Annotated in this window: 13 protein-coding genes; 6 read left to right on the forward strand and 7 right to left on the reverse strand. The window is 67.9% G+C overall.

All coding sequences use genetic code 11. The features are described from left to right. Nucleotides 1–105: 105 nt before the first annotated feature. Nucleotides 106–1,524: an alginate export family protein gene (locus CMV14_RS06585; RefSeq protein WP_238147212.1), complete on the forward strand. Its 1,419-nt coding sequence runs from the start codon at nt 106–108 to the stop codon at nt 1,522–1,524. Nucleotides 1,525–1,527: 3 nt separating this feature from the next. Here the strand turns inward: CMV14_RS06585 and CMV14_RS06590 are convergent, their stop codons facing one another. Genes CMV14_RS06590 through CMV14_RS06600 form a run of 3 tightly spaced genes read right to left on the reverse strand, consistent with a single transcriptional unit; the run spans nt 1,528 to nt 2,701 of the window. Then, nucleotides 1,528–1,695, reverse strand: coding sequence for a DUF5818 domain-containing protein (locus CMV14_RS06590; protein WP_238147284.1), 168 nt, complete (start codon nt 1,693–1,695; stop codon nt 1,528–1,530). 26 nt (nt 1,696–1,721) lie between these two features. Continuing rightward, complete coding sequence (gene pyrF, locus CMV14_RS06595; RefSeq protein ID WP_066960873.1) at nt 1,722–2,402, reverse strand: orotidine-5'-phosphate decarboxylase; 681 nt, start codon at nt 2,400–2,402, stop codon at nt 1,722–1,724. Beyond that, on the reverse strand, nt 2,399–2,701 hold the full coding sequence (locus CMV14_RS06600) for a LapA family protein (protein WP_066960870.1): 303 nt from the start codon (nt 2,699–2,701) through the stop codon (nt 2,399–2,401). The genes pyrF and CMV14_RS06600 overlap by 4 nt, the downstream gene beginning before the upstream one ends. Before the next feature lie 164 nt (nt 2,702–2,865). On the opposite strand from CMV14_RS06600, the gene CMV14_RS06605 reads away from it, so the two are divergent. Next, nucleotides 2,866–3,744 carry an OmpA family protein gene (locus CMV14_RS06605; protein ID WP_066960867.1) on the forward strand — a complete coding sequence of 293 codons (879 nt, stop codon included), beginning with the start codon at nt 2,866–2,868 and terminating at the stop codon, nt 3,742–3,744. A 176-nt stretch (nt 3,745–3,920) separates the two neighbouring features. Here the strand turns inward: CMV14_RS06605 and CMV14_RS06610 are convergent, their stop codons facing one another. Both CMV14_RS06610 and CMV14_RS06615 read right to left on the reverse strand, forming a co-directional pair. Beyond that, nucleotides 3,921–6,257 (reverse strand): patatin-like protein, encoded by a 2,337-nt coding sequence (locus tag CMV14_RS06610; RefSeq protein WP_066960864.1) that lies wholly within the window; start codon nt 6,255–6,257, stop codon nt 3,921–3,923. Nucleotides 6,258–6,414: 157 nt separating this feature from the next. Continuing rightward, the gene (locus CMV14_RS06615) at nt 6,415–6,621 is read right to left on the reverse strand and encodes a hypothetical protein (protein WP_139114686.1); all 207 of its coding nucleotides are present in this window, start codon (nt 6,619–6,621) and stop codon (nt 6,415–6,417) included. Nucleotides 6,622–6,638: 17 nt separating this feature from the next. On the opposite strand from CMV14_RS06615, the gene radA reads away from it, so the two are divergent. The 4 genes from radA (at nt 6,639) to CMV14_RS06635 (ending at nt 10,610) form a co-directional block, all read left to right on the forward strand. Next, complete coding sequence (gene radA, locus CMV14_RS06620) at nt 6,639–8,006, forward strand: DNA repair protein RadA (RefSeq protein WP_066960859.1); 1,368 nt, start codon at nt 6,639–6,641, stop codon at nt 8,004–8,006. A gap of 146 nt (nt 8,007–8,152) precedes the next feature. Continuing rightward, a complete protein-coding gene (locus tag CMV14_RS06625; RefSeq protein WP_066960856.1) occupies nt 8,153–8,731 on the forward strand; it encodes a CvpA family protein in 579 nt (192 codons plus the stop codon). Nucleotides 8,732–8,835: 104 nt separating this feature from the next. Beyond that, on the forward strand, nt 8,836–9,924 hold the full coding sequence (locus CMV14_RS06630) for a PA0069 family radical SAM protein (RefSeq protein WP_083215733.1): 1,089 nt from the start codon (nt 8,836–8,838) through the stop codon (nt 9,922–9,924). Between the two features lie 134 nt (nt 9,925–10,058). Continuing rightward, complete coding sequence (locus CMV14_RS06635; RefSeq protein WP_066960854.1) at nt 10,059–10,610, forward strand: hemerythrin domain-containing protein; 552 nt, start codon at nt 10,059–10,061, stop codon at nt 10,608–10,610. A 101-nt stretch (nt 10,611–10,711) separates the two neighbouring features. Here CMV14_RS06635 and moaB read toward each other — a convergent pair whose 3' ends face one another. Both moaB and CMV14_RS06645 read right to left on the reverse strand, forming a co-directional pair. Beyond that, nucleotides 10,712–11,239, reverse strand: coding sequence for a molybdenum cofactor biosynthesis protein B (gene moaB / locus CMV14_RS06640; RefSeq protein WP_066960851.1), 528 nt, complete (start codon nt 11,237–11,239; stop codon nt 10,712–10,714). Nucleotides 11,240–11,433: 194 nt separating this feature from the next. Next, a complete protein-coding gene (locus CMV14_RS06645) occupies nt 11,434–12,255 on the reverse strand; it encodes an isocitrate lyase/PEP mutase family protein (RefSeq protein ID WP_066960849.1) in 822 nt (273 codons plus the stop codon). Nucleotides 12,256–12,418: the final 163 nt, after the last annotated feature.

Consider the following 12,418-nt stretch of genomic DNA (forward strand, 5'->3'; position numbering starts at 1 on the left):
AGAAAGAAATTCTATCGATTGAGTAGAGAATCTCTCATAGCGTCTTTGCAGGCTGCGATATGGGGGCCAGAAGAGATTTGGGGGCCGGGAATGAGGGATAGGGACATGACGGGGTCGGGCGGCGGACGCGGCCGCAGGATAGCAGCGAAGGCGGTGCGGATGGGGGCCGCTGCCTGGCTGATGACGGGCCTTCCCCTCTCGGCGCTCATGGCGCAGGAGCGGGGCGGCCTGCTGCGCGACGCGCTCGATCTGCCAGCGGACATCATGCTGAGCGGCTCGATCCGGGCGCGCTACGAAGCCCTGGACGGCCAGGCCCGGGCCGGCTTCGGCGCGAAGGACGATCTCGTCAGCGTGCGAACCACGCTGTTCGGCGAATATCGCGGCGATGGTTTCCGCGTCGGCGGCGAACTGTACGACAGCCGTGCCTATGGTGCCGATGCCGGCAGCGCGATCGGCACCGGCGAGGTCAACATACTGGAGCTGGTGCAGGCCTATGTCGTGGCGCAGGGCGTGGCGCTGCCGCCGCTCGGGGGGACGGCCGACATCCAGCTGGGCCGGTTCATGCTCAACCTCGGTTCGCGCCGGCTGATCGCCGCCGACGATTATCGCAACACCACCAACGGCTATAGCGGCGCGCGGATCGACTTTCGCGGCCGGGGCGGGATCGCCGCCACCGCGATCCTGGTCCTGCCGCAGCAGCGCCGACCGGACGACATCGCGTCGATCCGCGACAATCGCCGCGCCTTCGACCGCGAGAATTTCAACGTCAAGCTGTGGGGCGGGCTGATCGCGAGGCCGGGCCTGTTCGGCCGGACGATGGGCGAGCTCAGCTATTTCGGCCTCGCGGAGCGCGACCAGGCTGGGCGCCCGACGCGCAACCGTCATCTCCACACCGCCGGCGGTCGGCTGATCCGCGAACCCGCGACCGGCAGTTTCGACTATGAGGTGGAGGGCTTCTACCAGTTCGGCCATGTCCGTGCCTCGCTCGCGGCGGCGGCGGCACGGCTCGACGTGTCGGCCTGGTTCATTCATGCGGACGCCGGTTACAGCTTCCCCGGGCCGCTCAAGGCACGGCTGTCGATTGAATATGACCGGGCGAGCGGCGACGGGCGGGGCCCGGGCTTCGGGCGCTTCGACACGCTGTTCGGGATGCGCCGCGCCGATCTGGCGCCCGCCGGCATCTATGCCCAGATCGGCCGTGCCAATATCAGCACCCCCGGCATCCGGCTGGAGGTGGCGCCGACCAAGCGCCTTGACGCGTTCGTCGCCTGGCGGGCGATGTGGCTGGCCGAGCGCACCGATGCCTTCTCGACCAGCGGGGTGCGCGATCCCAGCGGTCGTTCGGGCAGCTTCGCCGGGCAGCAGCTGGAAGGGCGGCTGCGCTGGTGGGTGCTGCCCGCGCGGCTGCGCGCCGAGGCCAACGCCGCCTGGATCGCCAAGGGCCGCTTCCTCAGGCGCGCGCCCAACGCGCCGCGCACCGGCGACACCCATTATCTGTCGCTGGCGCTGACCGCGAGTTTCTGAGCGTCAGGCGGGCTGGACGCCGTCCGCCTCGACATGGTCGGGCGCGGTCAGCGTGCCGATCAGGCGGACGCGCTTCTCGACGAGATCGACGGGCGTGCGGTGCAGTTCGAGCCGGTAGAAGCCACCCAGATCGCGTTTGAGGACGAAGCCGCCGCCATCGCGCAGCAGCATGCCGGTCTCGTTCACCGCCCTGTCGGTCAGAGCGTCGCCTCGATCGCGCGGGCGGCCTGATCGGGGTCCTCGGCCTGGGTGATCGGGCGGCCGATGACGAGGATGGACGCGCCCTGGTCGAGCGCCTGGCGCGGTGTCATCACCCGTTTCTGGTCGCCTGTCCCGTTCCCGGTCGCGGGCCGGATACCGGGGACGACGAAGAAGCCGTGCGGCCAGAGCTTCTTGGCGGCCTTCACCTCATGCGCGGAACAGACGACGCCGTCGAGCCCGGCCTGTTTGGCAAGCAAGGTGAGCCGGCTGACCTGGGCATGGGGGTCGCCCTCCACACCGATCGAGGTCAGGTCCTCGCCATCGAGGCTGGTGAGCACGGTGACGGCGACAACCTTCGTGCCGGCCGGGGCCGCCGCCTTGGCATCCTCCATCATCGCGAGCCCGCCCGCAGCGTGGATCGTCAGGATCGCCGGCTGGAGCCCGGCAAGCGCCTGCACGGCCTTGGCGACGGTGTTGGGAATGTCGTGGAGCTTGAGGTCGAGGAAGATGGGCAGGCCGATGGATGCCATCTCGCGAACGCCGGCCTGTCCGTGGGCCGAGAAGAATTCGAGGCCGAGCTTGATCCCGCCGACATGATGGTGGACGCGCGCGGCGATTTCCTTGGCGCGGGTGATGTCGGGCGTGTCGATCGCGACATAGATCGGGCTGCGCGTCATGCCGCGTTCCCCGGCGCCTGGGGCAGGATGGGTTCCACCACGGGAGCGGGAGGCGCGCTCTGCAGCGCATTGCGCTCCAGATTGTCGATCCGGCGGTGGAGCCGCCACAGCTTGGTGCGATGAATGGCGTAGGTCGGCAGGAAGCCGATCAGCATGCCGACCAGTAGCAGCACCGGCAGCTTCACATCGGCTGTCAGCCCAGCCCACAGGTTGACCGGCACCGGCGCCCAGTTGCGCAGCGAGAAGATCACCGCGATCACGGCCAGGACCACCCAGAACAAGGTCTTCAGGAAATGCATCCGGTGCTTGTCCCCCAGCGGGTCGGCGGGGTCAAGACATCGGTTCGCCGCAAGGTCCACTCCAACGGGCGGCTTGGCCAGGGGAGGCACCGGCCGTGTTCATTTGCCAGACAGGTAAATCCGAACACCCAGCGATACCTGGAGAAGGATGAAGGAGTCGCTCTATGCCTGTCATTTCCAAAAGGCCGAAATTCGGGTTGCTGCTTGCCGTGCTGGCCCTGCCTCTGCCCGGAGTCCTGTCCGCGCAGCCGCAGGCCGCGGATCCCTATATCGTCGTCGAAGGCGTCCGCCCGCCCCAGGGGCCGATGGTCAAGGGGCCGGAGATCAAGGGTGTCATCTCGGCGCGCAAGGGCGAGCAGGTGAAGGTTGCCACCGCCAACGGCGGCAGTACCCTCGTCTTCGTCAACGATGCGACCAAGATCAAGGCCGCCTCGGGCCTGTTCGGTAGCAGCAGCGGCAAGCTGGGCGCGGATTCGCTGCTCAACGGCCTGCCCGTGACCGTCAAGACGCTTCAGCCGGCGGATGGTTCTTCGGGCCTGGTGGCGAGCCAGATTGCCTTCCGCAACACCGATCTGAAGACCGCCACGATGATCCGCAACGCGACGGAGCAACGCTTCGTGGAGCAGACCGCCGCCACCGAGGCGCTGCGCGGGCGCATGGGCGATATCGACAAATATAACATCAAGAGTACGACCAACGTGCATTTCGACACCGGCAAGGCGGAGTTGTCCGCCGAGGACAAGGCCAATCTCTGCTCGACGGCAAGCACGGCCCAGTCCACCGAGAACGCGCTGATGCTGGTAGTCGGCTATACCGATTCGACGGGCACCGAGGAGGTCAACCAGCAGCTCAGCGAGAAGCGGGCGAACCGGGTGATCAACTATCTCCAGCAGGTCTGCGGCTGGAAGCCCTACCGCATGCTGACCCCGACGGGGATGGCCACGGCGGACCCGGCGGCGAGCAACGAGACCGAGGAAGGCAAGGCGCAGAACCGCCGCGTCGCGGTGAACATCCTGGTCAGCAAGAGCGTCGACGATTTGTGAAGTTTGGAGAGCGGGTTCTGCCTGCCTCCTCCCCTTAGCGCAGCGTTGGAAAGAAGCTGGATCCCGGGTCAAGCTCGGGATGACGAGAGATGGAAGTGATTACCTCATTGTCGCCCCGGGCTTGACCCGGGGCCCCGGCTTCTTCCGTCGAACGAGCCTGAACAAGCCCGGGACGGTCAGGATGGCGCGAGCCGAGCCACCTCCGCGTCGATCGTCGCGATCTGGTCGGGGATCGCGGTCAGGCGGCCGCGTTCCTCGTCGAGGACGGCGCGGAACAGGCTGTGCTTGATCGCGGCGAGCTCGTCCGCCGGAAGCCCGCCCGGCACGGTCGAAACCAGCACGTCAACCATCCGCTCGGCGCCGTGGAGGCGGCCCCACAGATAGTCGTTCTCGCGATAGGCGCGGCTGAAGAAGGCGCCGAACAGATTGAACTCGATGCCCTTGAGCGTCGCCACGGCGCCGCCCGCGCGGATCGAGCCGGCATCGTCGGGTGAGATGCGATCGACCTGGATGGCGTGGAATTCCTGCGCGCCCTGCGGCCGCATCAGCGACAGGGTGGCGATGTCGTAGAAGCTGAAGCCGAGATAGGCGAGCAGCAGCGCGCGCCGGTCGGACTTCGCGAGGCGCGGCAGGACGCCGGCGATCGCCTGGTCGGTCTCCAGGTCGAGCGCCTCCAGATTGCGCGCGGCGCCGATGCCATCGAGCGCCGCTTCGGGATCGTCGAGGAAGCGACCCGCCGCAGCCGTCACGGGCGGCTCGTAATGATCGCGCATCTGCAGGCTGAGGAACGGGGCGAGCGAACCGTAGACGGCCTCGCGCGCGGCCTGCAGCGCGGCCTCGTCGCTGCCGCCGTCGCCACCCTCGATCTCGGTCAGCCGATCCGCCAGGAAGCGCAGCCGGCGGATGCGGAAGCCGAGATCGTGGCGGCGCAGGAAGGCGACCAGATCGCCGCTCGTCACGCCGCCGCTCAGCGCGTCGGCCTCCTCGAAGCCCAGCGCCCGGAGATGCGCGCCCAGCGCGGTGCGTATGGCCTGGCGCGCGGCGCTGTCGTCGCTGCTGCCGAGCAGGGCGATGGTCGAGGCCAGCTCATCGGCGATCAGGTTGAGCTTGAGCTGGCCATAGCCGGCATAAGTGAAGCCGGCCTGCCTGGCGGCCTGTTCATGCGCGCGGGCGCGCCACGCCCCGATCCGCGCGACGCTGGGCCGGTAGAGGAGGATCCTGCGGCCCATGGCGCTTTCGACCGCCATGTTCACTTCGCCGCGGATCGCCTCGATGATCCGCCGGGTCTGGGCGATGCGGATCGAACGCTGCTCGATCAGCTCCAGATTGTCGCGGATCGGCTGTTCGCGCGGGATGGTGGACATCGCGCCGAAGATGGTGGCGAAGAAGCCGGGGAGGCGGACCAGCCCCTCCCGCGAGCGTTCCGGCGGCGCCTGCACATTGGCGGTCGGATCGAGATAGACGAATCGCCGGTCGACCTCGCGCCGGGCGGGGCGGTTGCGCAGCGCCTCGATCGCCGGGCGGAACGGCGCGTTGGCGAGCACCGAGCCGTCGATCAGGACAAGATCCTCCGGGCTGCCGCTGGCCGCCGTCGCCGGGAAGATGCGGTCGAGAAACGCCTCGCGGCCCGGCCAGTCGCGCTTGCGCCCCTTCAGCACCGTGTCGATCTCCGCGACGTTGAACGGGGGGAAGGCGCCGGGGAAGCTGGCGGTGGCGCGTCCGGCGAAGGTCAGTTCGGCGGGATCGGCGAGGTGGCGCCTGTCCCGACCCATGGCCATGCCGCGGTCGGTGAAGGTGATGGTCAGGCGATGTTCGCGTTCCTCGGCCAATGCCGGGCTGTGGAGGCGCAGCCGCTGGTTGTAGCCATGGAAATCGGTGACCGTCACCGACACGTCGAGCGGCTGGCGATCGGGCAGCAGGGGAGGGCCGACGGGGCCCCTCGCCATCGCCTCGAAGGCGTCCATGATCAGGCTGCTGAAGGTGACGCCGCCGAAGGGCGGGTGGAACCAGCGGGCGCGGACGAAGCCGGACAGCTTGCGGCGCACCTCGGCGCGCGTCTCGGCCGAGACGGTGCGCTCGACCGTGCCGCCGCGCTTGCGCGCGAGCGCCCAGGCGAAGGGCAGCGCCCAGAGCTTGCTGAACCAGCGCAGCGGCCGCGCGTCTGGATCGAGCAGCACCTCGACATCGGCGCGCTCGAGCCAGAGCTGGGTGAGCGGCTCCAGCGACTGGCCCGTGGAGATGGCATGGCCGAGGAACACACCGTTCAGCCCGCCCGCGCTGGCGCCCGCGATGACATCGATCAGGACGCGGACCCTGAGCCCCTCGCCGCTTTCGATCCGGGCGAGCAGATCGCGATAGACCGTCTCGCTGCCGGCGCCGGGGGCCGCCCCGTCATGGAAGGCACGGCTGGCGCGGACGAGGCGCCACAGCTCCTTGGTGATCCCGTGCATGTAGACGGCCAGGCTGACCCCGCCATAGCAGACCAGCGCGAGCCGGAGCTCCTTCTCCTTCATGGCAGGGGCTTAGCCATGTTTGGGGGGGGCTGCCAAGGGAGGGCGTCTGCCTAATCCCGTCGTCGCCCCGGGCTTGACCCGGGCCCCGCTTCTTTCTTCGATGGCGGACAAGGCAGCGGGACCCGGGATCAAGTCCGGGGTGACGGTGGGGGGTGGTTCATAGCCAGCCGCAATCCTTGAGCATGCGCCGCCGCTCAAGCTCGGTAGCGCGGGCCCAGGCCAGGCGGTTGGCGGGGGAAACGGGATAGCCCTTGCGCTCCGGCGGCCGGGCCAGCAACCGGATGACATGGGCGCGGGCGGATAGTTCGTCGGAGTCGCTTGTCATGATGGGGGCGATCATGTACCCCTTTTGTTCGTTGTTCAAGCCGATGAAGGAACGCCATGGCCAAACCGCAGAAGCGCTATGTCTGTCAGGCCTGCGGCAGCGTGGCGACGCGCTGGCAGGGGCAATGCGCCGATTGCGGCGAGTGGAATTCGATGATCGAGGAGACAGCGAACGTCACCGTCTTCGCGGCCAAGCATGACCTGCGCAGTGGCGGGCGGGCGATCCAGATGGTCGGGCTCGACGCCGATATCCCGCTGCCCCAGCGCTGGGCGACCGGCATCGCCGAGTTCGACCGCGCGCTGGGCGGGGGGCTGGTGCCGGGCTCGGCGACGCTGATCGGCGGCGATCCCGGCATCGGCAAGTCAACCCTGCTGCTGCAGGCGGCGGCGCGGATGGCCATGGCGGGGCAGCCGGTCGCCTATATCTCGGGCGAGGAGGCGGCGGACCAGGTGCGGCTGCGCGCGCGGCGGCTCGGCCTCGGGCAGGCGCCGGTGCAGCTCGCCTCGGCGACATCGGTGCGCGATATCCTCGCCACGGTCGACAGGATGGCGCCTTCGCTGCTGGTGATCGATTCGATCCAGACGATGCACAGCGACCAGATCGAGGGCGCGCCGGGCACGGTGAGCCAGGTCCGCGCCTCCGCGCAGGAACTGATCCGCTTCGCCAAGGAACGCGGCACCGCGCTGGTGCTGGTCGGCCATGTCACCAAGGACGGATCGATCGCGGGCCCGCGCGTGCTGGAGCATATGGTCGACACGGTGCTGAGCTTCGAGGGCGAGCGCAGCCACCAGTATCGCATCCTGCGTGCGGTGAAGAACCGCTTCGGCGGCACCGACGAGATCGGCGTCTTCGCGATGGCCGAGCAGGGGCTGGACGAGGTCGCCAACCCCAGCGCGCTGTTCCTCACCGCGCGCAGCGAGGGCGTGAGCGGCGCCACCGTCTTCCCGGCGATGGAGGGGACGCGGCCGGTGCTGGTCGAAATCCAGGCGCTGGTGGTGCGGCTGCAGAGCGGGGCGACGCCGCGCCGCGCGGTGGTCGGCTGGGATTCAGGAAGGCTGGCGATGATCCTGGCGGTGCTGGAGGCGCGCTGCGGGCTGAGCTTCTCGACCGCCGAGGTCTATCTGAACATCGCCGGCGGCTATCGCGTGTCCGATCCGGCGGCCGACATCGCGGTGGCGGCGGCCCTGGTTTCCGCGCTGGCCGAGCGGCCGGTGCCGACCGACTGCATCGCCTTCGGCGAGGTAGCGCTGTCGGGCGAGGTGCGGCCGGTGGCCCATGCGGGGCTGCGGCTGAAGGAGGCCGCGAAGCTGGGCTTCGCCAAGGTCTGGGCGCCCGCCGCGAAGGAGGCCGCGCCCAAGGGGATGCGGCAGGAGAGCTTCGCGACGCTCGGCGCGCTCGTTGACCATATTCTCGGGCGGCGATAGCTAGGGCCGACTATGCGGCACATTCAGCTAATTCGTCGCCCCGGCGGAGGCCGGGGCCGTAACGGGCTCCTGCGGTCCGCCGTCCGCGCAATCTCCGACGGCCCCGGCCTCCGCCGGGGCGACCGCCTTTGTGCAGGGTCCACTCCATGCACGGCCTGACCGGTCTCGACATCATCGTGCTGCTGGCGATCTTCGGCGGCGGCATCTTCGGCATGATGCGCGGCTTCGTGACCGAGGTGATCGCGCTGTTCGCCTGGGTCGCGGCGATCGTGGCGCTCAAGCTGTTCCACGAGCCCGCGACGAAACTGCTGTTCCATGTCGTCGGGAATCCCAGCGGCGCCAGCGTGCTGGCCTTCGCGCTGGTCTTCCTGATCGTCTATGCTGGCGGCAAGCTGGTGGCGGCCTCGCTCGGCCAGCGGACGCGGAGCTCGGTGCTGGGGCCGCTCGACCGGGTGCTGGGCTTCGGCTTCGGTGCGCTGAAGGGACTCATCGTCGTCACCCTGGCCTATCTGCTGATCAACCTCGGCTATGACACGCTCTATGGCGTGACGGCCGAGCGGCCGAACTGGATGCGCCAGTCCCGCACCCACCCGCTGCTCAACGCCACCGGCCGCGCGGTGATCGACTGGATCGGCAAATATCGCAAGCAGGGCGGGCTGATCGGCGGCGAGGCCAAGGCTGAGGCCGAGACCAAGGGCGACGGCAAGGCCAAGACCGCAGAATAGGATTTCCGCAATCGGATTCGCCACGCCGAGCTAAGCCCCCGGGTGACGATCCTATGGTCGAGAGGGCTGTTCAAGAGCCTATTTGTTCTCTATATGTTCCAACAATGGACGACTCGCCATCCCCGCTGCCCCCGGCCATCAAGGGCCGGGGCGCGATCAGCGCGGCGCCCAGCGCGCGGTTCGACGACAAGGGGCGCGAAAGCGATGGCGACTGGCTCGACCTGCGCGATGGCATCGATGGCGAGGGACCGCCGCCGCGCACCGAGGTGACGATCGAGCATCCGCGCACGATCATCACCCGCAACCAGTCTCCCGACATCTCGTTCGATCGCTCGATCAACCCCTATCGCGGCTGCGAGCATGGCTGCATCTATTGCTTCGCGCGGCCGACCCACGCCTATCAGAACCTGTCGCCGGGCCTCGATTTCGAGACGAAGCTGTTCGCCAAGCCCGATGCGGCGGCGCTGCTGCGCAAGGAGCTGGCCAGACCCGGCTATCGCTGCGCGCCGCTGGCGATGGGTACCAACACCGATCCCTATCAGCCGATCGAGCAGCGCTGGCGGATCATGCGATCGATCGTCGAGGTGCTGGCCGAGCATGACCATCCGCTGGGGATCACCACCAAATCGGCGCGGATCGTCCGCGACATCGACCTGCTCGGGCCGATGGCGGAGAAGGGGCTCGTCTCGGTGATGATGTCGGTGACGACGCTGGACCCGACGCTGGCGCGGATCATGGAGCCGCGCGCCTCGTCGCCGCGCCAGCGGATCGCGGCGATCGCGGCGCTGTCCAAGGTCGGGATACCGACCTCGATCAGCGTCGCGCCGATCGTGCCCGCCATCACCGACCATGAGATCGAGGCGATCGTCGAGGCCGGGGCGGAGGCGGGCGCGCGCAACGCCTTCTCGCTGGCGGTGCGGCTGCCGCACGAGGTGGCGCCGCTGTTCCGCGAATGGCTGGCGGTCCATTATCCCGATCGCGCGGCCAAGGTGATGGCGCTGATCCAGGGTATGCGCGGCGGGCGCGACAACGAGCCAGACTTCCACAAGCGCTTTCGGCCGAACGGTGCCTATGCTGCCGCGCTGCACGCCCGTTTCAAGCTGGCCTGCCGCAAGCATGGGCTGAACCAGGTCCGCTTCGAACTGCGCACCGACCTGTTCCGGGTCCCGACGGATCAATTGAGCTTGTTCTAGGAGCGATCGTCACCTCGGACTTGCGTGGCTGAGATGGGGGGGTGGTTTCTTAACCGCTTGTTTCGCCTGCGATTCCGCAACCGTGTTCGGGTTCGATCGTTCTCCGGCCAATCCCCGAAACGCAGGAGAATGCCATGTTGGAGGAAAAGACCACCCGCAGCTTCGCGATTGGCGCGGCGGCCGGGCTGACCGCCGGGCTCGCCGCCAATGCCGTGCGCAAGATGTTCGTCCAGGCGCCGACCTTCATGGCGGGCGAATGGGACGATGCGCTGGCCGCCGAGCATCAGGCGGTGCTCAAGCTGTTCGACGCGATCCAGGCGACCGAGGATAAGCATACCACCCGCCGCTCGATCCTGCTCACCCAGATCGGCCATGCGCTGGCCAAGCATGCGATCGAGGAGGAGAATGCGGTCTATGCGACGCTGCGCACCCACGGCCAGGTCGCGGAGGCCGACAAGCTCAACGGCGACCATGGCTATGTGAAGCAATATCTGTTCGAGCTCGGCAACATGGCCGCCGACCACCCGCTATTCCTGAGCAAGATCGGCGACTTCCGCGCGATGCTGGAGGATCATATGCGCGAGGAGGAGGAGCGGATGTTCCCGAAGCTGCGCGGCCTTCTGACCGAGGAGGAGAATGCGAAGCTGACCAAGGCGATGAATCTGGAAGGATTGAAAATAGCGTGAGTGTGTGTCGCCCCGGCGGAGGCCGGGGCCGTAAGAGGCTCTTGCGGTGACGCCGTGGCAAACGCCTGCGGCCCCGGCCTCCGCCGGGGCGACGCTTGTGGTTACCTTTCCATCAGCCTGGGCATCAGTTCGACGAAGTTGCAGGGCATGTGGCGGCTGTCGAGCTGGTGGACGAGGATGTCGTCCCAGCCATCCTTGACCGCGCCGGTCGAGCCGGGGAGCGCGAAGATATAGGTGCCGCGCGCGACGCAGGCGGTGGCGCGGGACTGGATCGTCGAGGTGCCGATCTTGGCATAGCTGAGCCAGCGGAACAGTTCGCCGAAGCCGGGTATCTCCTTGTCCCAGACGCGCGCCAGCGCCTCGGGCGTGACGTCCCGGCCGGTGACGCCGGTGCCGCCGGTGGTGATGACGCAATCGACCTGGGGATCGTCGATCCAGCCGTGGAGGCGGGCGACGATATGATCGACGTCGTCGGTGACGATCGCCCGATCGGCGAGGATATGGCCCGCCGTTTCGATGCGGGCCGCGAGCGTGTCGCCCGACCTGTCGGTGGACAGATCACGCGAGTCGGACACGGTGAGGACCGCGATGCGAACAGGGTGAAAGGGAAGGTCTTCCTTGATCGGCATTGCTGTTCACCCGCGAGCCCGGCGACGGCCGGGTTTGATGTTTCGATACCGCGTAGCGCCTTTGCCGATCCGATGCATCGATCGCATTCTTCCAGCCTATCGGTTTTTGTGCGATGTCCGAACCTAGAGTGGTTCACCGCGATTTCCGAGTCGGCAGATGTCTTAATCTGCTTAGAAATCGCTCCAAGGAATATTCAGCGCAGGCCCGTGAGCGGCCGCACCTCATCCATCGGCATCATGTGGGGGATGGAGTCCTCGGTGTCGCCCGCCTGGGCGAGATTGGCGAGCACGGCACGCTGGGCTGCCAGCGATGCCAGCAGCGTCGACAAGGTGTAGATCACGGCGGCATGGCCAGCGCCCACCAACTCCTCGGCCCGGAAGCTCTTGCGCGCCGTTTCGGTTACGACCAGCACCAGCGGCTTGCGGAGCCGTTTGACGGCGTCGATCACCTGGGCGCGATCGGTGAGATACATCATCATCAAGGCATCCGCGCCGGCCTCTTGCAAGGCTTCGGCGCGGTGAAGCGCGGCCTCGAAACCGTCGGTCGCCATGGCATCGGTGCGGCCGATGACGGTGAAATCCGGCGAGGTTCGAGCGCCGCACGCCGCGGCGATCTTGGCCTGCATGTCTTCGATCGGAACCAGCGCCTTCGATGCGCCGGCGGGCCTTGGCAATATCTGATCGTCGATATGCACGCCCACCGCGCCGGCGCCTTCGAGCTGCCGGACGGTATCCGCCGTGGCCCGGGCATCGCCATAGCCGTTGTCGGCGTCGACGAAGAAGGGAAGGCTGATCGAGCCCGCGACTTCGGCGGTTCGGCGGGCCATTTCGGCGAGCGGCATCAGCCCGATATCCGGCAGGCCGAGCGTACCGCTTACCGCGAAGCCCGACATATAGGCGATCGGGAAACCCGCCTGTTCGATCAGGCGTGCGCCGAGCGCATCGTGGCAGCCCGGTATGACCGTTCCCGCCCGCGCCTCCAGCACGGCGCGGAAGCGCTTTGCCCGGTCGCTCATGCCGTCACCATCTGCACAAGGCCATTGGCACGCTGGCGCAGAGTATCGACGCGCATCTATCCCATCTTCCGTTCTGATGTGAGGGCCCGTGCCGGCGAATGGCCCAACGGCCCACCGCTGACAAGGCCGGCCACGCCCGCGGGAAGCCCGATATTCATTAGAT

It is taken from the genome of Rhizorhabdus dicambivorans, assembly GCF_002355275.1.
Taxonomy (GTDB): Bacteria; Pseudomonadota; Alphaproteobacteria; order Sphingomonadales; family Sphingomonadaceae; genus Rhizorhabdus; species Rhizorhabdus dicambivorans.

Bases quoted from the DNA above. Each gene is read 5' to 3' on its own strand.
- CMV14_RS06585 (WP_238147212.1), top strand. From the start codon at position 106: ATGACGGGGTCGGGCGGCGGACGCGGCCGCAGGATAGCAGCGAAGGCG.
- CMV14_RS06590 (WP_238147284.1), bottom strand. From the start codon at position 1,695: ATGCTGCTGCGCGATGGCGGCGGCTTCGTCCTCAAACGCGATCTGGGT.
- pyrF (WP_066960873.1), bottom strand. From the start codon at position 2,402: ATGACGCGCAGCCCGATCTATGTCGCGATCGACACGCCCGACATCACC.
- CMV14_RS06600 (WP_066960870.1), bottom strand. From the start codon at position 2,701: ATGCATTTCCTGAAGACCTTGTTCTGGGTGGTCCTGGCCGTGATCGCG.
- CMV14_RS06605 (WP_066960867.1), top strand. From the start codon at position 2,866: ATGCCTGTCATTTCCAAAAGGCCGAAATTCGGGTTGCTGCTTGCCGTG.
- CMV14_RS06610 (WP_066960864.1), bottom strand. From the start codon at position 6,257: ATGAAGGAGAAGGAGCTCCGGCTCGCGCTGGTCTGCTATGGCGGGGTC.
- radA (WP_066960859.1), top strand. From the start codon at position 6,639: ATGGCCAAACCGCAGAAGCGCTATGTCTGTCAGGCCTGCGGCAGCGTG.
- CMV14_RS06625 (WP_066960856.1), top strand. From the start codon at position 8,153: ATGCACGGCCTGACCGGTCTCGACATCATCGTGCTGCTGGCGATCTTC.
- CMV14_RS06630 (WP_083215733.1), top strand. From the start codon at position 8,836: ATGGACGACTCGCCATCCCCGCTGCCCCCGGCCATCAAGGGCCGGGGC.
- CMV14_RS06635 (WP_066960854.1), top strand. From the start codon at position 10,059: ATGTTGGAGGAAAAGACCACCCGCAGCTTCGCGATTGGCGCGGCGGCC.
- moaB (WP_066960851.1), bottom strand. From the start codon at position 11,239: ATGCCGATCAAGGAAGACCTTCCCTTTCACCCTGTTCGCATCGCGGTC.
- CMV14_RS06645 (WP_066960849.1), bottom strand. From the start codon at position 12,255: ATGAGCGACCGGGCAAAGCGCTTCCGCGCCGTGCTGGAGGCGCGGGCG.